Origin of the sequence: Mycobacterium sp. 134 (assembly GCF_048282715.1) — a bacterium.
In the GTDB taxonomy this organism is placed as follows: domain Bacteria; phylum Actinomycetota; class Actinomycetes; order Mycobacteriales; family Mycobacteriaceae; genus Mycobacterium; species Mycobacterium septicum.
In genome coordinates this window covers 182,107-200,323 of record NZ_JBLVUN010000008.1, presented here as the reverse complement: position 1 = coordinate 200,323, position 18,217 = coordinate 182,107, and the positions used below count along the sequence as shown (strand labels likewise).

Annotated in this window: 18 protein-coding genes and 2 pseudogenes; 13 read left to right on the top strand and 7 right to left on the bottom strand. The window is 66.9% G+C overall.

Translation table 11 applies throughout. The features are described 5' to 3' along the window. The first annotated feature begins 40 nt into the window (after window positions 1–40). Window positions 41–712, top strand: coding sequence for a class I SAM-dependent methyltransferase (locus ACNQVK_RS05830; RefSeq protein ID WP_418028769.1), 672 nt, complete (start codon window positions 41–43; stop codon window positions 710–712). Here ACNQVK_RS05830 and ACNQVK_RS05825 read toward each other — a convergent pair. The 6 genes from ACNQVK_RS05825 to ACNQVK_RS05800 all read right to left on the bottom strand — a co-directional run bounded on the left by ACNQVK_RS05825 (window position 709) and on the right by ACNQVK_RS05800 (window position 5,974). Beyond that, window positions 709–1,791, bottom strand: a complete 1,083-nt coding sequence (locus ACNQVK_RS05825) for a prenyltransferase (protein WP_418028768.1) — start codon at window positions 1,789–1,791, stop codon at window positions 709–711. The two genes, ACNQVK_RS05830 and ACNQVK_RS05825, sit on opposite strands and share 4 nt — an antisense overlap. A 9-nt stretch (window positions 1,792–1,800) precedes the next feature. Then, window positions 1,801–2,538 carry a class I SAM-dependent methyltransferase gene (locus ACNQVK_RS05820; protein WP_418028767.1) on the bottom strand — a complete coding sequence of 246 codons (738 nt, stop codon included), beginning with the start codon at window positions 2,536–2,538 and terminating at the stop codon, window positions 1,801–1,803. Continuing rightward, window positions 2,532–3,776: a glycosyltransferase family 4 protein gene (locus ACNQVK_RS05815; protein WP_418028766.1), complete on the bottom strand. Its 1,245-nt coding sequence runs from the start codon at window positions 3,774–3,776 to the stop codon at window positions 2,532–2,534. The genes ACNQVK_RS05820 and ACNQVK_RS05815 overlap by 7 nt, the downstream gene beginning before the upstream one ends. A 130-nt stretch (window positions 3,777–3,906) precedes the next feature. Further along, window positions 3,907–4,287 (bottom strand): PPOX class F420-dependent oxidoreductase, encoded by a 381-nt coding sequence (locus tag ACNQVK_RS05810; protein WP_418028765.1) that lies wholly within the window; start codon window positions 4,285–4,287, stop codon window positions 3,907–3,909. 7 nt (window positions 4,288–4,294) lie between these two features. Then, window positions 4,295–5,266 carry an IS481 family transposase gene (locus tag ACNQVK_RS05805; protein WP_043988055.1) on the bottom strand — a complete coding sequence of 324 codons (972 nt, stop codon included), beginning with the start codon at window positions 5,264–5,266 and terminating at the stop codon, window positions 4,295–4,297. A gap of 165 nt (window positions 5,267–5,431) precedes the next feature. Then, entirely contained in the window at window positions 5,432–5,974 is a 543-nt protein-coding gene (locus tag ACNQVK_RS05800; RefSeq protein ID WP_418033987.1) for a hypothetical protein, read from the bottom strand. 124 nt (window positions 5,975–6,098) lie between these two features. On the opposite strand from ACNQVK_RS05800, the gene ACNQVK_RS05795 reads away from it, so the two are divergent. The 7 genes and pseudogenes from ACNQVK_RS05795 (at window position 6,099) to ACNQVK_RS05765 (ending at window position 11,604) form a co-directional block, all read left to right on the top strand. Continuing rightward, on the top strand, window positions 6,099–6,389 hold the full coding sequence (locus ACNQVK_RS05795; RefSeq protein WP_418028764.1) for a hypothetical protein: 291 nt from the start codon (window positions 6,099–6,101) through the stop codon (window positions 6,387–6,389). Window positions 6,390–6,425: 36 nt separating this feature from the next. Next, entirely contained in the window at window positions 6,426–7,220 is a 795-nt protein-coding gene (locus tag ACNQVK_RS05790; RefSeq protein WP_418028763.1) for a DUF427 domain-containing protein, read from the top strand. A gap of 77 nt (window positions 7,221–7,297) precedes the next feature. Then, window positions 7,298–9,123 (top strand): annotated as a pseudogene (locus ACNQVK_RS05785) (hypothetical protein). After that, window positions 9,120–9,305, top strand: a complete 186-nt coding sequence (locus ACNQVK_RS05780) for a hypothetical protein (protein ID WP_418028762.1) — start codon at window positions 9,120–9,122, stop codon at window positions 9,303–9,305. Before ACNQVK_RS05785 ends, ACNQVK_RS05780 begins: the two are co-directional and overlap by 4 nt. Further along, window positions 9,302–9,742 (top strand): hypothetical protein, encoded by a 441-nt coding sequence (locus ACNQVK_RS05775; protein WP_418028761.1) that lies wholly within the window; start codon window positions 9,302–9,304, stop codon window positions 9,740–9,742. The genes ACNQVK_RS05780 and ACNQVK_RS05775 overlap by 4 nt, the downstream gene beginning before the upstream one ends. Continuing rightward, window positions 9,739–11,024, top strand: a pseudogene (locus ACNQVK_RS05770) (hypothetical protein). The gene ACNQVK_RS05775 and the pseudogene ACNQVK_RS05770 overlap by 4 nt, the downstream one beginning before the upstream one ends. Before the next feature lie 10 nt (window positions 11,025–11,034). Then, a complete protein-coding gene (locus tag ACNQVK_RS05765) occupies window positions 11,035–11,604 on the top strand; it encodes an isochorismatase family protein (protein ID WP_418028760.1) in 570 nt (189 codons plus the stop codon). Here ACNQVK_RS05765 and ACNQVK_RS05760 read toward each other — a convergent pair. Further along, a complete protein-coding gene (locus ACNQVK_RS05760) occupies window positions 11,597–12,412 on the bottom strand; it encodes an enoyl-CoA hydratase/isomerase family protein (RefSeq protein WP_418028759.1) in 816 nt (271 codons plus the stop codon). The genes ACNQVK_RS05765 and ACNQVK_RS05760 overlap by 8 nt on opposite strands. Window positions 12,413–12,481: 69 nt before the next feature. Between ACNQVK_RS05760 and glgX the strand changes: the two genes are divergently transcribed. The 5 genes from glgX to ACNQVK_RS05735 all read left to right on the top strand — a co-directional run bounded on the left by glgX (window position 12,482) and on the right by ACNQVK_RS05735 (window position 18,209). Then, on the top strand, window positions 12,482–14,599 hold the full coding sequence (gene glgX, locus ACNQVK_RS05755) for a glycogen debranching protein GlgX (RefSeq protein ID WP_418033985.1): 2,118 nt from the start codon (window positions 12,482–12,484) through the stop codon (window positions 14,597–14,599). Between the two features lie 290 nt (window positions 14,600–14,889). Further along, entirely contained in the window at window positions 14,890–15,360 is a 471-nt protein-coding gene (locus ACNQVK_RS05750; RefSeq protein ID WP_418028758.1) for a MarR family winged helix-turn-helix transcriptional regulator, read from the top strand. Beyond that, window positions 15,357–16,184 carry an ATP-binding cassette domain-containing protein gene (locus ACNQVK_RS05745; RefSeq protein ID WP_418028757.1) on the top strand — a complete coding sequence of 276 codons (828 nt, stop codon included), beginning with the start codon at window positions 15,357–15,359 and terminating at the stop codon, window positions 16,182–16,184. The genes ACNQVK_RS05750 and ACNQVK_RS05745 overlap by 4 nt, the downstream gene beginning before the upstream one ends. 10 nt (window positions 16,185–16,194) lie before the next feature. Next, window positions 16,195–16,980 carry an ABC transporter permease gene (locus ACNQVK_RS05740; protein ID WP_418033983.1) on the top strand — a complete coding sequence of 262 codons (786 nt, stop codon included), beginning with the start codon at window positions 16,195–16,197 and terminating at the stop codon, window positions 16,978–16,980. Window positions 16,981–17,051: 71 nt separating this feature from the next. Further along, window positions 17,052–18,209 (top strand): acyl-CoA dehydrogenase family protein, encoded by a 1,158-nt coding sequence (locus ACNQVK_RS05735; protein WP_044514000.1) that lies wholly within the window; start codon window positions 17,052–17,054, stop codon window positions 18,207–18,209. The last annotated feature ends 8 nt before the right edge of the window (window positions 18,210–18,217 follow it).

Sequence of the window (18,217 nt, the reverse complement as noted above, 5' to 3'; positions counted from 1 at the left end):
CTACAACAACCAATCACCAGCAACGGTAGGTTGTGCATTCATGAGCACCGCTGACACCGCCCTGCCGCCCCGCGCCGAGCGCCTGTTCACCCTCGCCGAGCAGGTCACCGGCTTCATGCCGGCCGACGAGGGCCGCGCGCTCTACGACGCCGGCCTGCGCTACCTGAGTGGCGGGGTCGGGGTCGAGATCGGCACTTATTGCGGCAAGTCGACGGTGATGCTGGGCGCGGCCGCGCAGGAGACGGACTCGGTGCTGTACACCGTCGACCACCACCACGGCTCGGAGGAGCACCAGGCCGGCTGGGAGTACCACGACACCACGATGGTCGATCCGGTCACCGGACTGTTCGACACCCTGCCCACGATGCGCCACACCCTGGACGCCGCGGGCCTGGACGAGCACGTGGTGGCTGTGGTCGGCCGCTCACCCGTGGTGGCCCGCGGATGGCGAACTCCGTTGCGGCTGTTGTTCATCGACGGTGGCCACACCGAGGAGGCCGCGCAGCGGGACTTCGACGGCTGGGCCCGCTGGGTCGAGGTGGGCGGTGCGCTGATCATCCACGACGTGTTCCCCGATCCCAATGACGGCGGCCAGGCGCCGTTCCACATCTACCAGCGCGCACTGGCGACCGGCGCCTTCACCGAGGTCGCCGTCATGGGTTCGATGCGGGTGCTGGAGCGGACCGCCGGCGAGCCGGGGCAGCTGGACTAGAGGTCGCCGGCTTTCCTACCTGCCACACACTCGCAGTCGTATTCGCCCTCCAGGCCGCGCGGCAATCCTTCACCCCGGAAGATGCCGCTGGCCGCGGTGGTCTGCGACAGCGCGTCGGCGGCCAGGACCATGGCGGCGCCGGTCCAGGTGGTGCGCTCCTCGGGCCAGCGTTTGCCGTCTGCGAAAACCAATCCGGTCCAATAGGATCCGTCGTCCTCGCGCAGGTGCTGCATGGCAGCGAACTGCTCGTGGGCCCGTCGGGTGTCACCGATCGCGTCCAGGGCCATCACCAGCTCGCAGGTCTCCGCGCCGGTGACCCAGGGCCTGTGGTCGACGCACCGGATGCCGAGTCCTGGCACCACGAAGTCGTTCCACCGCTCGTCGATCCGCGCTTGGGCGGCCGCCCCACGAAGGGCGCCGCCGAGCACCGGGTAGTACCACTCCATCGCATGGGTGTCCTTGGCGGAGAACGCCTCTGGATGAGCGGCGATGGAGTGGCCGAGACGCCCGACGGCGACTTCCCATTCCGGCTGGGGATCGTCGAGGTAGTCGGCGAGCGCCAGCCCACATCGGATGCTGTGGTACACACTGGCGCAGCCGGTCAGCAGCGCCTCCTCAACCGGGCCGGACGGACTTGCCGCCCAGTAGATCTCGCCGCCGGAGGCCTGCAGGCCCAGCACGAAGTCGAGCGCCCGGGTCACGACCGGCCACATCAGCTCGGCGAAGGCCCGGTCCCTGGTGATCAGCACGTGGTGCCAGACCCCGGTGGCCACGTAGGCACAGAAGTTGCTGTCGCTGTTGGCATCTTCGATGACGCCGTTGCGCAGCTGGATCGGCAGGGAGCCGTCGGCGCGCTGCACCGTGCGGCACCAGTCGAACGCCGCGCGGGCGGGTTCGATCAACCCCGCCACGGTCAGCGCCATGGCGTTCTCCACGTGATCCCACGGGTCGGTGTGGCCACCGTCGAACCACGGCAGGGCTCCCGACGATTCCTGGGTAGCGGCAATCGAACGCGCCGTCTGCAGGCAGTCGTCTGGCGTCAAAACTCCGGGCACGCCGGGGATCTCGGGAACTAGCACTACTGGTGCCTACCCGTTGGATTCCGGTGCGCGGAAAGCGGGCTTACGGAAGTAGAGCGCCACGCTCTTGCCGATCACCGGGTTCAGCAGCGACTCGGCCGTACGGGTGAGCCACGGCCGGCCCATCATGTCCCACACCAGCAGCTGGTGGTAGGCCTTGACCGCGGGATGGTCGTTCTTCTCGGTGCCGACAAGACATTTGAGCCACCAGTACGGAGAGTGCAACGCATGCTCGTGGTGCGTATGGGCGAGGGTGAGCCCGTGCGCCAGGACCTTGTCGCGCAGCTCGTCGGCTTTGTAGATGCGGATGTGGCCGCCCTCGTTGGCGTGGTACTCGTCCGACAGCAGCCAACAGAGCTTCTCCGGAAGCCAGCGCGGAACCGTGATGGCCAGCGAGCCGCCGGGTTTGAGAACACGCACCAGCTCGGATATGGCCCGATCGTCCTCCGGGACGTGCTCCAGGATCTCCGAGGCGATGACGCAGTCGAAGCTGGCGTCGGGATACGGGAGGTCGAGCGCGTCACCCTTGACGGCCTCGCCCTTGGCAGACAGCGGGACCTCACCCGCTTCCCGCATGGCCTGCAGCATCGTGTCGACGTCGTTGAGGTCGGACGCACTCTGGTCGAAACCGATGACGTTCGCTCCGCGCCGGTACGCCTCGAACGTGTGCCGGCCCGCGCCGCAGCCGACGTCGATCACCGTTGTGCCCGGCCCGACACCGAGACGGTCGAAGTCGACGGTCAGCATTGCGTCACCTTTCCTGCCCGGTCCAGGGCCATCTCGTACACCGATACCGTCTGTGCGGCAACCGATTCCCAACTGAAGACATCGAGCGCCCGCTGCCGGCCGGCCGCGCCGAGCCTGCGCCGCTCCAGCGGCGAGTCGAGCAGTTCGCCGAGGACGGCGGTCAGCTCATCGACGTCGGCCGGGCGCACCAGGCGGGCGCAGGCCCCGTCGTCCCCGACCACCTCGGGCAGTGCGCCCGCGCGGCTCGCCACGATCGGGGTGCCACTGGCCATGGCCTCCACCGCGGGCAGGGAGAAGCCTTCGTACAGCGACGGGATGCAGGCCACCTCGGCGGAGGCCAGCAGCGCGGCGAGTTCCTCATCGCTCAGCCCGCTGGAGCTGTGCACGATGTCGGAAATGCCGAGCTCGGCAATGAGTTTCTCGGTCGGCCCGTTCGGCTCGAGCTTGGACACCAACTGCACGTCGAGGTCGCGCTCCACCCGCAGCCGGGCCACCGCATGCAGCAGGTTGCTCACACCCTTGAGCGGCACGTCGGCGCTGGCGATCGCGATGATGCGTCCGTTCACGCGGTGCTCGGCCGGTTTGAACAGTTCGGTGTCCACCCCCAGCGGCACGATGTGCAGCTGGCTCGGCGCCACCCCGAAGTCCTCGGCGATGTCGGCGGCCGAGGACGACGAGACCGTGAGCAACTCGGGGATCTTGCGGGCCACCTTCTTCTGCATCTCGGCGAACCCGTACCAGCGCCGCACCAGCGGCTTGCGCCACCACTTGGCGGCGGCGATCTCGACCACCCGGTCGCGCGTGATCGGGTGGTGCACGGTGGCCACGACCGGCAGTCCGCTCCCGGCGATCTTCAGCAGTGCCGAGCCCAGGCTCTGGTTGTCGTGGACCACGTCGAACTCGTCGCGGCGGTCGGCCAGGATCCGGGCGACCCGCATCGTGAAGGTCCGCGGCTCGGGGAACCCGGCGCTCCACATGGTGGCCAGCTCCAGGGCGTCGATACCGTCGCGGATCTCGCTGGGCCGGGGCACGCGGAACGGGTCCGGCTCGCGGTACAGGTCCAGGCTGGGGACCTTGGTCAGCTTGACCCGCGGGTCCAGGCCCTCGGGGTAGGGCTGGCCGGAGAACACCTCGACCTCATGGCCGAGTTCGGCCAGCCCGCGGCTCAGATGGCGCACGTAGACGCCCTGGCCACCGCAATGGGTCTTGCTCCGATAGGACAGCAACGCGATACGCATAATCAGATCACCCGACGGCCGGAATCGTGCTGAGCTGGGAATACACGCTCACGCGTCGACTCCGAACCCTCTGGACATGTGTCCAGACTATAGTTTGACCTGCTATCCAACGCAACGCGTCGGCCGCCGTCTACGCCGGAGGAAAGCCACCTGTGGCAACGGGACCCCACCGGACCGGCGTGATCCGGATCAGGCACTTGCCCTGATCCACCATCGCCTGCCGGTACTCATCCCAATCCGGGTGTTCACCGGCCACCGCCCGGAAGTAGTCGACCAGCGGCTCCACCGCATCCGGCAGTCCGATCACCTCGGCGTCACCGTCGACTTGCACATACGGTCCGTTGAACTCCTCGGACAGGACCGTCACGCTGGCCCGGGGCGTGCGCCGGAGATTGGCGGCCTTCGCCCGCTGCGGATAGCTGGCGATCACGATCCGGCCCTGATCGTCCACCCCGCCGGTCACCGGCGAGGTCTGCAACGAGCCGTCGGCGCGGAACGTGGTGAGCACCATGTGGTGTCTAGGTGTTCTTCACGGGTAGGTTGTGAACGCGTAGGCGCTCGATTGGTGTCATTCCGCCGATGCCGGTGTGGGGTCGGTGGTGATTGTAGTGATGCAGCCAGTGCTGGTAGGTTCCGGCGCGTTCGGCCTCAGAGCGGTAGGTCTGCGCATAGGCCCATTCGGTGGTCAGGGTGCGGTTGAATCGCTCGACTTTGCCGTTGGTCTGTGGCCGGTAGGGCCGGGTCCTCTTGTGGGTGATGTCGGGGCCGAGCGCTTCAGCGAAATTCTTTGACCGGTAACAGGATCCATTGTCGGTCAACACTCGTTTGACGGTGATGCCGTGGTCGGCGAAGAACGCGTTGGCGCGTTTCCAGAATCCCGCGGCGGTTTCTTTGCGTTCGTCGGTGAGGTCCTCGGAGTAGGCCAGCCGGGAGTGGTCATCAACGGCGTGGTGCAAGAACGTGTATCCCATGCCGCAGCGGTTGCGCCGGCCGGCTTGGCGACCCAGCTTGCGATGGCCGCCCCCGTCGGGGATGCGGCCCAGTTTCTTGACGTCGACATGGACCAAGTCGCCGGGAGCCGGGTGCTCATAGCGGCGGGGTTTGGGCCGGCGTACCGGTAACCCGGTGTTTTGGTCCAGGTGCCGCAGCAATGGCATCCGGTAGCGGCGCAGCACCGCCTCAACGGTCGAGCGTGGCAGGTGCAGGTAAGCGGCGATGCGATGTGGGCCCCAGCGCCGGGTGAAGCGCAGGTTGACGATGCGCCGCTCACGTCGTTTCGGCAACCGCAACGGACTGCGATGCGGCCGGCTGGGCCGGTCTACCATCGCTGCTTCGCCACCGTCGCGATAACGGTCGGCCCATTTCTTGGCTGTGGCCACCGAACATTGGAACCGCTCAGCCGCGCGCCGCAAACTCCAGCCCTGATCAACAACCGCCTGCGCAAGCCGCAACCGCCCACGAGGAGTCAACGAAGCATTAGCGTGGACCATGAGGACCTCTCGGTAATCGGATGTGCGTATTTGGTAACCACACCGATACCGGAGGTCCTCACCTACTTCCGCTCACCACGCCGTTCACAACCTGTCTGGGAGTTACATCTAGGGCGCACGAAGTCCAGGAGTTCCTCGATACCCACGGTGTCGGCGGTCGCGTATCTACGGGCCATCCCTCGACGGTAGGACAAAGGCGAACGGCCGGGGAAAACCCAGCCCGGTGAGCCGCGCGCCCCGCACTGCGGCGGGATCGATCGGCAGCACCTTTCCCGAGGACGGTTCGTAGCACTCCAGGGCATCCTGGCCCGCGCCGACGATCAACACCCAGTGCCGCGGAATTCCCCGCTCGCCGATCAGCATGGCCACCGGCCAGCCCTCGTCGACGGCACTCCGCACATCCGACAACGCATCGCGGGCACCGCGGAAGCGCCGCCATCGGTATGTCACTCCGCGTTTCGCGCTGTGGCCGGTCAGCGCGCGGGCCATCCCCGCGGGCGTGGTCCCCAGTTGCCGTGGCCAGATTCGGTTGACGGCGGCGTGAATTCGGCCCTGCTCGGCAGCGAACCAGGCCTCACCGTCAGAGTTCAGCAACTCCGCGCTGTAGGTGTGATCCAGCATGGCACCGGCCACCACCGCGACCGTCGGACCACAGGTGATCCCGTCACGCTGCCGTAGCCGTAGGGCCGCCAATCTCGCTGGCTTCACACAGATCCGGTCATCGCGTCGATCAATTTCTGCCATCGGAACTAAAGCTTCTGAGCTGCCGGTTTCAACCGATATACCGCAGCGTACCGAAACTGCCGGCGAACCAAGACAAGAAAGACACCCCATGCGAAACACAACCGGAAAGTCGCGAATCCTCGCCGCCGCCGTCGGTGGACTTGCCGCCGCCGTCATCGGGTCGGCCGGCCTCGCCACGGCCGCACCGAATGGCCCCAGCAATGCCCAGCAGACGATCAGACAACTTCAGTCCCAGGGCTACACCGTGATCGTCAACCGCCTGGGATCCTCACCGCTGGATCAGGCTTCGGTCGTCGCCGTACGACCCGGGCCGAACTTCAGCCGCACCGACACGCTGAGCGCCGTCACCACCCGCACGGTGTACGTCGACGTCAAGTAGCAGACAGCCACCGCCATCGGAGTCGATAATGACCAGATGGCAGTGAAAATGGATGATCTGCTGGGCCGCAACCTGGGCGCTCTGCGATACCAGCCCACTGCCAAACGAATTCGCGTCTGCCTGGGCGGCGAGCCGGTCGCCGATACCGGTGAGGCGGTCCTGATCTGGGAGCCGCGGCGGGTGGTGCCGACGTACGCCGTGCCGCGTTCGGCATTTGCGGCACAGCTCGTCCCGGCAGGCGGGGATGTGGGCGACGACGAGATCCCCGGGTTCCTGGACCCGTCGGTGCCGTTCACCGCGCACACGTGTCCGGGGACGGCGTTCGACGTCATCGCCGGTGACGAAACCGGCGCCGCGGCGGCGTTTCGGCCGGACGATCCGGAGCTGGCCGACTACGTGATCCTGGACTTCGCGACCTTCGAATGGCGCGAGGAGGACGAGCCGATCGTCGCGCACCCGCACGACCCGTTCCACCGGATCGACATCCGGCGCAGCCGACGACGCATCCGCATCGAGCTCGACGGGAAGGTGCTGGCCGAATCCTGCAGTGCCATGCTGCTATTCGAGACCGGACTACCCACCCGCCACTATCTCCCCCGCGAAGACGTGACCGCCGTTCTCGACGTGAGCGACACCGTCACGTACTGCGCGTACAAAGGACGGGCCACCTACTATTCACTGCCCGGTGGACCCGCCGATCTGGCCTGGTCCTATCACGAGCCCTTGATCGATGCGGTGCAGGTACGCGACCACATCTGCTTCTTCGACGAACGGGTCGACGTCTTCGTCGACGGCGAACGCAAGGAGCGTCCCGTCACGCCGTGGAGCTGACAGGAACGCCTGTTTCGGCCGGGCTGGTTCTGGCAACATCAGTCACCGACACCACAATCGGTCGACCGGAGGTCATGATGGGCACATCGGATGTCACGCTCACCGCAGCCGCCGGCACCGAAGGCGGTGGTGCCGCACTCGATCAGGTGATCGGCATGTCGGTGGTCGCCCTGATCGTCACGGTCGCACTCCTGTGGATCGGCTACCTGCACCGCAACCGGCGCATCACCTGGCTGAACAACTTCGCCGAATGGCTGGGCCGCAAGTTCCACCGGCCACCGTGGGTCGCGTTGCAGGTGTTCCTGTTCACCGCGACCATCATCTGCGCGCTGTTCGGTTTCATCTGGGACGTCAGCCTGCACATCGGCAAGGGACGTGACGCCGGACCGCTGGCCAACCCCGCGCACTACTTCATCCTGATCGGGCTGTTCCTGCTGTTCATCGCCGGTTCGATGGCCATCGTGCTGCCCTACGACAAGCCCCGGCCGCCATCAGGATCACCCGCACCTGGTACGCGCCGGTCGGCGGCGTCCTGATGGCGCTGTGCGGGCTCTATGCCCTCATCGGATTCCCGCTCGACGACATCTGGCACCGCATCTTCGGCCAGGACGTCACCCTCTGGGGGCCAACGCATTTGATGCTGATCGGCGGTGCGGGGTTGTCGCTGATCGCCGTGCTGTTGCTGGAGCACGAGGGCAGGGTCGCGATGGGCCCGGAAAGCGTGGGTGAGGACAGCAAGTTCAACAAGTTCCTCTATTTCCTGTCCTTCGGCGGCCTGTTCATCGGACTCTCGGTATTCCAGATCGAATACGACTTCGGCGTCGAGCAGTTCCGCCTGGTACTGCAGCCGATGATGATCGCGGCTGCCGCGGCGCTGGCCGCGGTCGCTGCGCGACTGGTGCTGGGCCCGGGCGCGGCCCTGATCGCCGCAGGGTTCGCGATAGCCCTGCGCGGGGCCGTGGCCTTCATCGTCGGCCCGGTCCTCGGTGCGCCGACGAGTTGGTTCGCGCTCTACCTCGGCCCGGCACTGGTGGTCGAACTCATCGCGCTGACCCCGCTTGTCAAGCGGCCCATCCTTTTCGGCGCGGTGGCCGGTCTCGGCGTGGCGACCGTCGGGCTGTGGCTGGAATCGTTGTGGATCGGTGCGGTCTATCACTATCCGTGGCCGACCAGCATGTGGGGTGAGGCGCTGGCCATGGCCATCCCGGTTGCCATCGCGATGGGTCTGTGCGGTGCGCTGCTGGCGCTGGTGCTCACCGGTCAGCCGCTCCCCCGGCCCGCGGTCGGGATCTCCATCGTGGTGGCCACCGTGCTGGTGATCGGCGGTGCGGTGGCCAACGGGCTGCGCACCGAGGTTCCGCAAAATGCCAGCGCCACCATCACTTTGACGGACCTCCCGGCTGACAACGGGCACCGCATGGCCTCGGCCGACGTCCAGATCACCCCGGCCGGCCTGGTCGGCGACGACCCGGAGTGGGTGTCGATCCTGGCGTGGCAGGGTGGCCTGGCCAACCATCGCGGCTTGGTCATCGACCGGTTGGAGAAGGTGGGCCCGGGGCACTACCGCTCGACGCAGCCCATCCCCGTTTCGGGCAGTTGGAAGACCTTGCTGCGCGTGCAGGACGGAACCACCATGGCCGGTGTGCCGATCTTCCTGCCCGCCGATCCCGGTATCGGTGCCGCCGAGACGCCTGCGCTGTCGTCGAGCACCCGGGAGTTCGTGCAGGAGATCACGATCCTGCAGCGCGAACGCAACCTCGATCACCCGTCCTGGCTGTACAACGTGGCTTCGCTGGTGGTCCTGGTGTGCACGCTGATCCTGATCGCAGGGCTGACCTGGGGTGCCGGCCGGATCAATGCCAGGGAGCTGGCCGCGGGGCGTGAACCCGCCGGGCTCACATGATCCGATACCAGGCCGACCACACGCTGCTGCTGGCATTGCCTGCCTTCGCTCCGGCCCTCGTGGTGGTGGGCGTCGTGGTGTACGTCGCCATGCGGGACAGGCGCCGCGGCGACGACGACGAAGCCCAAGTTGATGCTCAAGAAGAAACTCCGGACTCCTCAGGCGAAGATGGTTCACCGTGATCAACCTCAAAAGCAGTGTCATCGTCCTGGCGTCCGCTCTCGCCCTGGTGACGGCCGGTTGTGGCGGCTCCGGCGACACTCAGAAGACCGACGGCTCAGCCGGTTCCGCCACTCCTTCGGCCACCACGGTCAATCCGTCGGACATGACCAACCAGCAACAGGTGCCGACCAGACTGCTGATCGACGTCACCATCAAGGGTGGCGAGGTCACCCCGACCAACCAGCCGCTGAAGGGCAAGGTCGGCGAGCCGATCGTGGTTCGGGTGAACAGCGACGCCGCCGACGAGCTGCACGTGCACTCCAATCCCGAGCACAGCTTCAAGATCGAGCCGCGTAACGGCCAGCAGTTCCAGTTCACCGTCGACGTACCCGGAACCGTCGACATCGAGCTGCATCAGCTGAACCGCACGATCGCCAGCGTGCAAGTGCAGCAGTGACGCCCCGGTCGACCGCGGTCCTGGCCCATGGTCTGGGCGGTTCGACCGATCTCCCGATTCCCTATACCTACGCGCTGATCGGCGCGGCATGGACGTTGACGTTCACCTTCGCGGTGGTGGCACTGGCCTGGCGACGGCCGAGGTTCGATCCGGAGAAGCCGGCCTGCCACTGCCGTCCTGGGTCACGACGACCGTGGACTCCGCCGTGACGCGCTGGGTGGTGGGCCTGCTCTCCCTCGCCCTCACCGGGTGGGTGGCGTACACCGCACTCACCCGGCCGGCGGGCGCCAATCCGCTGCCGGGTGTCTTCTATGTCCTGCTGTGGGTGGGCCTGGTCGCGGCCTCGGTGTTGTTCGGCCCGGTCTGGCGGCTGATCTCTCCCGTCCGCGCGCTGTACCGGTTCCTGCCCGGTCCTGACCGCCGGCGCTACCCGGAACGTCTCGGCTACTGGCCGGCTGCGGCGGGGCTGTTCGCCTTCGTGTGGCTGGAGCTGGCCAGCCCGGACCCGGGATCGGTTGCGGCCATTCGCAACTGGCTTTTGGTCTACCTTGCGGTGACACTGGCCGGCGCACTGTGCTGCGGGCAGCGCTGGCTGGAGAGCGCCGACCCGTTCGAGGTGTACAGCACGGTTGCCTCGCGGGTCTCGCCGTTGCGCCGCCACGACGGTCGGATCGTGCTCGGCAACCCTTTCGATCACCTGCCCTCGATGCCCGTGCGACCGGGGCTCGTCGCTGTGCTGGCAGTCCTGTTGGGGTCCACGGCGTTCGACAGCTTCTCGGCCATGCCCCAGTGGCGCAACTTCGTCGACGCGCACGCCGGATCCCCGCTGGGCTCCAGCCTGATCCGCACCGCGGGTCTACTGGTGTTCGCCGCCACGGTGGCGGTCACATTCTGGGCCGCCACCCGCACCACCGGCGGGGTCGATCGCCGGCGGCGCCGCGAATTGCCGGGGCTGATGGCGCATTCCCTGATCCCCATCGTCATCGGCTACGTGTTCGCCCACTACCTGTCCTATCTGGTGGAGCGGGGCCAGCAGACGGTGATCCTGCTGTTCGGGCTCCACGATGTGCAGGTCAGTTACTTCTTGTCCGTTCACCCAACGCTTTTGGCCAGTCTGAAGGTCGGGTTCGTGCTGGCCGGTCACGTCGCAGGCGTGATCGCGGCACACGACCGGGCACTGCGCCTGCTGCCGAAGCAACACCAGCTCACCGGCCAGCTCGCGACGATGCTGGTGATGGTCGGCTACACCTTTACCGGGCTGTACCTGCTGTTCGGCGGGTAGCGTCGGGATCATGCGGAGGTCCAAGCAGGCTCGGGCACTCATCGTCGTCGATGTGCAGAACGATTTCTGCGAAGGCGGCTCGCTGGCGGTCGCCGGCGGCGCCGAGGTGGCGCGGGACATCACCGCACTCCTGGCCACCGACCACGGCTACGACCATGTCGTGGCCACCAAGGATTTCCACATCGATCCGGGTGAGCATTTCTCCGACACTCCCGACTACAAGACCTCATGGCCGCGGCACTGCGTGGCCGATACTCCGGGTGCCGCTTTTCATCCAGAGTTCGATCCGGCCGCGGTCGAGGCGGTGTTCGAGAAGGGCCACCATTCGGCGGCCTACAGCGGATTCGAGGGTGTTGACGGCTCGGGGACGACGCTGGCGGACTGGCTGGCCCGGCGGGGCGTCGAGGCGGTGGACGTGGTGGGCATCGCCACCGACTACTGCGTGGCAGCCACCGCTGCCGACGCGATCAGGGCTGGGCTACGCACCCGGGTGCTGACCGGCCTGACCGCCGGTGTCGCCCCCGAGACCTCCAGGGCGGCAATCGATGAACTTCGCGGCGCCGGAGTGGAAATCACCTAGTCGGGTCGACGGGCCGCCCCGACCAGCGCGGGTCACGCCGCTCGACATAGGCACGCACCCCCTCGCGCGCGTCGTCGTGCTCCATCAACCGCAGGTGGATCTCGGTCTCCCTGGCACCGACGCCGGCACGGTCGAGGTCATACGAATCCCACAGCAGCCGCTTGCTGGCCGCGACCGACATCGGCGCGGTGTTGACCGCGATGTCGCGCGCGAGTTCCAATGCGGCGGGTAGCACCTGATCGGCCGGCAGTACCCGGCTGCCGATGCCGAGTTCGACGGCGCGGTATCCGTCGAAAGTGGCTCCGGTCAACAGGATCTCCGCGGCATTGGCCAGACCAACCAGCCGGGGCAGGATCCAGTGCGAGTACGCGTCGCCGACCATGCCGCGACGGGCCTGCACCACGCCGTAACGCGCATCCGCGGCGAAAAACCGGATGTCGCACTGCAATGCGAGAGTCAGGCCGATGCCGATGGCGTGTCCGTTGACCGCGGCGATCACCGGTTTGCCGAGCGTCCACGCCGGGACGGCCAGGCCCGCGGCACTGAATTCCTGACCGGGCTCGGTGAAGGTCTGCTCCCCCGCACCGAGGTCCGCGCCTGCGCAGAACGCGGGTGGGGCGCCGGTCAGCACGATCACCCGGATGGCGTCGTCGCCGTCGCAACGCAGGTAGGCGTCGGCCAGTTCTTCGCGCATGCCGCCACCGAAGGCGTTGCGCTGCTGCGGGCGGTCCAATGTGATGATCGCCACGGACGCGTCGACTGTGACCCGCAGGGTCTTGTACTCCGGCAGCTCAGAGCGTGTGGTCACACGCGTAACGTACCGCCGCCCGTTCGACCGGCCGCAGTCGCCCGAGCGCCGTATGGTCGATTTGTGACCTTGGAAACGTGGCGGGGCAGTCCATACCCACTCGGCGCCACCTACGACGGCTCAGGCACCAACTTCGCGTTGTTCAGTGAGGTCGCCGACCGGGTCGAGCTGTGCCTGTTCGATCCCGACGAATCCGGGACCCTGCGTGAGACCCGGGTGACGCTGCCCGAGGTGGATGGATTCGTCTGGCACGGCTTCGTTCCGGGGATCGAACCCGGCCAGCGCTACGGCTACCGGGTGCACGGCCCGTACGACCCGGCGTCCGGTCAGCGCTGCAATCCGAACAAGCTCGTGCTGGACCCGTACGCCAAGGCCATTGAGGGCGCCTTCGAATGGGGCCAGCCGTTGTTCTCGTACAACTTCGACGACCCGGGCAGCCGCAACGACGACGATTCGGCGGCCGGCATGCCGAAAGCGGTAGTGATCAACCCGTATTTCGACTGGGGCGTCGACCACCCGCCAAGTCACGAGTACGCCGACACCGTCGTCTACGAGGCTCACGTCAAGGGACTCACCCAGACCCACCCGGACATTCCCGAACAGATGCGCGGAACCTACGCCGCCGTCGCCCACCCGGTGATCATCGAGCATCTGAAGGCGTTGCGGGTCAACGCCATCGAACTGATGCCGGTGCACCATTTCGTCGACGACTCCACGCTCGTCGAGAAGGGCCTGTCGAACTACTGGGGCTACAACACGATCGGGTTCCTCGCGCCCGACCCCCGCTACAGTTCGGCAGGCACCCCCGGCGGTCACGTCCAGGAATTCAAGGCCATGGTGCGCGAACTGCACGCCAACGACATCGAGGTGATCCTCGACGTCGTCTACAACCACACAGCAGAGGGCAACCACCTGGGACCGACCCTGTCGATGCGCGGTATCGACAACGCGGCCTACTACCGGCTGGTCGACGACGACAAGCAGTACTACATGGACTACACCGGCACCGGGAACAGTCTCAACGTCGGCCATCCCCATTCACTGCAGCTGATCATGGACTCGTTGCGGTACTGGGTCACCGAGATGCACGTCGACGGGTTCCGCTTCGACCTGGCCGCCACGCTGGCCCGCGAGTTCTACGACGTGGACCGGCTGAGCGCGTTCTTCGAACTGGTGCAACAGGATCCGATCGTCAGCCAGGTGAAGTTGATCGCCGAGCCGTGGGACGTCGGCCCCGGCGGCTACCAGGTGGGCAACTTCCCGCCGCAGTGGACCGAGTGGAACGGCAAGTTCCGCGACACCGTGCGCGACTACTGGCGCGGCGAGCCTGCCACGCTCGACGAGTTCGCCTACCGGCTGACCGGTTCGGCCGATCTGTATGAACAGACGGGCCGCCGCCCGTTCGCCTCCATCAACTTCGTCACCGCACATGACGGCTTCACCCTGCGTGACCTGGTGTCCTACAACGAGAAACACAATCAGGCCAATGGCGAGGACAACCGCGACGGGGAGAGCAACAACAAGTCGTGGAACTGCGGCGCCGAAGGTCCGTCGGACGATCCGGCGGTCACCACGCTGCGCGCCCGCCAGCAGCGTAACTTCCTTGCCACTCTGCTTCTTTCGCAGGGCGTTCCGATGCTCTCGCACGGTGACGAGCTGGGGCGCACCCAGCGCGGGAACAACAACGTCTACTGCCAGGACAACGACATCTCCTGGATCGACTGGGCCACTGCGGATTCCGATCTGATCGAGTTCACCCGCTCGGTGTCGGCGCTGCGTGCGGCACACCCGGTGTTCCGGCGCCGCCGGTTCTTCGACGGCCGGCCGGTGCGCGAGGCGGGCACCGAGGGATTGCCCGACATCGCCTGGTTCGCGCCAGACGGCTCCGATATGACGGCCGAGGACTGGGAGACCGGGTATGCCAAGTCGGTGGCCGTGTACCTGAACGGACAGGGCATCGCCGATCCCGATGTCCGGGGACAACGCGTGGTGGACGACTCGTTCCTGCTGTGCTTCAACGCGCACTACGAACCGATCGAGTTCGTTTTACCACCGGCACAATTCGCCGCCCGCTGGGTTCCGGCGATCAGCACTTCGGCAAACTCCACACGCGATGCGGTCGCCGCCGGCAACACGGTGAAAGTGGATGCCCGGGCCGTCCTCGTACTGCAGTCGGAATCAGATTGAACGTCAATTCAGAAAGTTGCTCATCAGTCGGATGTCCCTGTCCTAACCAGGAAGTCTGGTACCTTGAGCATGTAGCAGCCGTGGCCGCCTAAGTAGACATTGAGCGCTTGTTCGATGTCACCGGCCGGGCGGGCTGGGGGGTACGAGCCGAAGAGCGGCGGCAACTACCCTGCGGCCACGGCTGCGGCCTCTGAGCGGCTTTGCCGCAAGACTTCCAACCTCATTCAAATCGGTTTCTCATCGCGCCCCTAGAGTTCTCTCATCCGCAATACCTCTGCTACAGAGGTATTGTGGAAAACGTGCAGGAAAAGCGCGATCTCGTCAGTGAGCTGTTCTCGGTCGTCGGCCGGTTCCGCAGACAACTGCGCCGGTCCACGGGAGGCGGTTTCGACGCCACCGGATTGACCCAGTCCCAGGGCGAACTGTTGCGCCTGGTCGGGCGCAGGCCCGACATCTCGGTGCGGGAATCGGCCGCCGAGCTCAGCCTGGTACCCAACACCGCGTCCACGCTGGTGTCACGGCTGGTCGCCGACGGACTGCTGACCAGAACCACCGACGACGCGGATCGCCGGGTGGTCCGCCTGCGGCTCACCCCGCCCGCACAGGCGATCGCCGACGAGTCGCGGGCCGCCCGCCGGGCGGCGCTGGCGGCCGCGCTGACCCAGCTCGACGACAGCCAGATCACGGACCTGGCAAACGGATTGGACGTGATGACCGAACTCACTCGGCTACTGCACGAGGGCGAAAAGGGGGAAGAGTGACCACCCCGGCCATCGATTGCAGCCACCTGACCCACCGCTACGGCAGCTTCACCGCCGTCGACGATCTGACGCTCCAGGTCCATCGCGGTGAGACCCTGGGCCTGCTCGGCCCGAACGGGGCAGGCAAGACCACCGCCGTGCGGGTGCTGACCACCCTGACGCCGGCGCAGCAGGGCGAGGTGCGGATCTTCGGCCTCGACACCGATCGGCACACCATGGACATCCGGCACAACATCGGCTATGTGCCGCAACAACTCTCGATCGAGGCGGCGCTGACCGGCCGGCAGAACGTCGAGTTGTTCGCGCGCCTGTACGACGTGCCCCGCGCCGAACGCAGAGCGCGGGTGGACCAGGCGCTGGAGTCGATGCAACTGCTCGACGTCGCCGATGCCGTGGCCGGCACCTACTCCGGCGGTATGGTCCGCCGCCTCGAGCTGGCCCAGGCACTGGTCAACCGCCCGCTGCTGCTGATCCTCGACGAGCCCACGGTCGGGCTGGACCCCATCGCCCGCGACAGTGTCTGGACCCAGGTCGGCCGGATGCAGGACGAGTTCGGGATGACGGTGCTGCTCACCACGCACTACATGGGCGAGGCCGACGCGCTGTGCGACCGGGTGGCCCTGATGCACCACGGGCGGTTGCAGGCGCTGGGTACACCCGCTGAACTGAAGCAGCGGGTTCTCAAGGCCACCGACACCCAGGACGCCACCCTGGAGGATGTCTTCCGCCATTACGCCGGTTCCGACCTGACCGACGACGGGCAGCAGCCCGGCGCCATGCGCGAGGTGCGCGCGACCCGGAGGACGGCCCGCCGTGTCAGCTGATGTTCTGGTCATGGCCCCGCGCGGAATCGCCCGGGTCCGCGCGATGGCCCGGCGGATGTCGGCCTTCGCCCTCGTCGAACTGCAGAAGCTGCGCCACGACCGCACCGAGCTGTTCACCCGCATGGTGCAGCCTGCGCTGTGGCTGCTGATCTTCGGCCAGACCTTCAGCCGGCTGCACCTCGTCAACACCGGCGGCGTGCCCTACCTGGCCTTTCTGGCTCCCGGCATCATCGCTCAGTCGGCCCTGTTCATCTCGATCTTCTACGGCATCCAGATCATCTGGGACCGCGACGCCGGCATCCTGGCCAAGCTGATGGTCACCCCCGCGCCGGCCTCGGCACTGGTCGCGGGCAAGGCGTTCGCGGCCGGGGTGCGCTCGGTGGTGCAGGTCCTCGGCGTCGTGCTCCTGGCATACCTGATGGGGATCGCGATGACGGTCAATCCGCTGCGCATCCTGGCGGCGATGGCCGTGGTGGCGCTGGGCGCGGCGTTCTTCGCCTGCCTGTCGATGACGCTGGCCGGGCTGGTGCGCAAGCGGGACCGGCTGATGGGAATCGGCCAGGCCATCACCATGCCGTTGTTCTTCGCGTCCAACGCGCTGTACCCCGTCGACATCATGCCGACGTGGCTGCGCTGGCTTTCCACCGTCAACCCGCTCAGTTATGAGGTCAACGCGCTGCGAGGGCTGCTGATCGGCACCCCGACCAATTGGGTGCTGGACATCGGTGTGCTGGTCGCGTCGGCAGTGCTGGGCGTGGCCGTCGCCTCGTTGTTGTTGCGCCGGCTGGTTCGCTAGGAGCAGCCCCGATACGCCCGACCAACCGGGTGGTTTAGTGTGCAGACAGATCCACCGACAGGGAGACGGTCATGCAACTGGCGCTCACACCGGAGGAAGCAGCTTTCCGCGATGAGCTGCGCACCTTCTACACGACGAAGATTCCCGCCGAGATTCGCGAACGAAATCGGCTCGGGTTGCCCATCGGCAAAGAGGGCATCGTCACGGCGCACAAAATCCTCCATGAACACGGACTTGCGGTGCCCAACTGGCCCGTCGAGTGGGGCGGCAAGGACTGGACCCCCAACCAGCACCAGATCTGGCTCGACGAGATGCAGCTGGCCAGCGTCCCCGAGCCGCTGACCTTCAACGCCCGGATGGTCGGACCGGTGATCGCCGAGTTCGGTTCGCAGGCGGTCAAGGAGCGCTTCCTGCCGCCGACCGCGGCGCTCGACATCTGGTGGTGCCAGGGCTTCTCCGAGCCCGAGGCCGGCTCCGACCTGGCTTCGCTGCGCACCACCGCGGTCCGCGACGGCGACAGCTACGTGGTCAACGGCCAGAAGACCTGGACCACGCTGGGGCAGCACGCGGACTGGATCTTCTGCCTGGTCCGAACCGATCCGCAGGCCCCCAAGAAGCAGGCCGGCATCTCGTTCCTGCTGTTCGAGATGGACACCCCCGGTGTCACGTTGCGCCCGATCAAGCTGATCGACGGCAGCTACGAGGTCAACGAGGTGTTCTTCGAGGACGTCCGGGTGCCCGCCGACCAGCTCGTCGGCGAGGAGAACCAGGGCTGGACCTACGCGAAGTTCCTGCTCGGCAACGAGCGCACCGGCATCGCCCAGGTGGCCCGGACCAAGGTGCGTCTCGCCGAGGTCAAGGAACGCGCCGCGGCCAACGGCCTGCTGGCCGACCCGCTGTTCGCCGCACGACTGGCCGAAGCCGAAAACGACGTGCTGGCACTGGAACTCACCCAGATGCGGGTGACCTCCGATTCTGCCGACGGCAAGCCGAGCCCGGCCTCGTCGGTGCTGAAGCTGCGCGGCAGCCAGCTGCAGCAGACCGCCACCGAGCTGCTGGTCGAGGTCGCCGGCGCCGACGCGCTGCCCTACGAGGCGGGCGATATCGCCTCACCCGAATGGGCCCAGCACGCGGCCCCGCACTACCTCAACTACCGCAAGACCTCGATCTACGGCGGTAGCAACGAGGTGCAGCGCACCATCATCTCGTCCACCATTCTCGGATTGTGAGTTGAGCC

Bases quoted from the DNA above. Each gene is read 5' to 3' on its own strand.
- ACNQVK_RS05830 (WP_418028769.1), top strand. From the start codon at position 41: ATGAGCACCGCTGACACCGCCCTGCCGCCCCGCGCCGAGCGCCTGTTC.
- ACNQVK_RS05820 (WP_418028767.1), bottom strand. From the start codon at position 2,538: ATGCTGACCGTCGACTTCGACCGTCTCGGTGTCGGGCCGGGCACAACG.
- ACNQVK_RS05815 (WP_418028766.1), bottom strand. From the start codon at position 3,776: ATGCGTATCGCGTTGCTGTCCTATCGGAGCAAGACCCATTGCGGTGGC.
- ACNQVK_RS05810 (WP_418028765.1), bottom strand. From the start codon at position 4,287: ATGGTGCTCACCACGTTCCGCGCCGACGGCTCGTTGCAGACCTCGCCG.
- ACNQVK_RS05805 (WP_043988055.1), bottom strand. From the start codon at position 5,266: ATGGTCCACGCTAATGCTTCGTTGACTCCTCGTGGGCGGTTGCGGCTT.
- ACNQVK_RS05795 (WP_418028764.1), top strand. From the start codon at position 6,099: ATGCGAAACACAACCGGAAAGTCGCGAATCCTCGCCGCCGCCGTCGGT.
- ACNQVK_RS05790 (WP_418028763.1), top strand. From the start codon at position 6,426: ATGGCAGTGAAAATGGATGATCTGCTGGGCCGCAACCTGGGCGCTCTG.
- ACNQVK_RS05780 (WP_418028762.1), top strand. From the start codon at position 9,120: ATGATCCGATACCAGGCCGACCACACGCTGCTGCTGGCATTGCCTGCC.
- ACNQVK_RS05765 (WP_418028760.1), top strand. From the start codon at position 11,035: ATGCGGAGGTCCAAGCAGGCTCGGGCACTCATCGTCGTCGATGTGCAG.
- ACNQVK_RS05740 (WP_418033983.1), top strand. From the start codon at position 16,195: ATGGCCCCGCGCGGAATCGCCCGGGTCCGCGCGATGGCCCGGCGGATG.
- ACNQVK_RS05735 (WP_044514000.1), top strand. From the start codon at position 17,052: ATGCAACTGGCGCTCACACCGGAGGAAGCAGCTTTCCGCGATGAGCTG.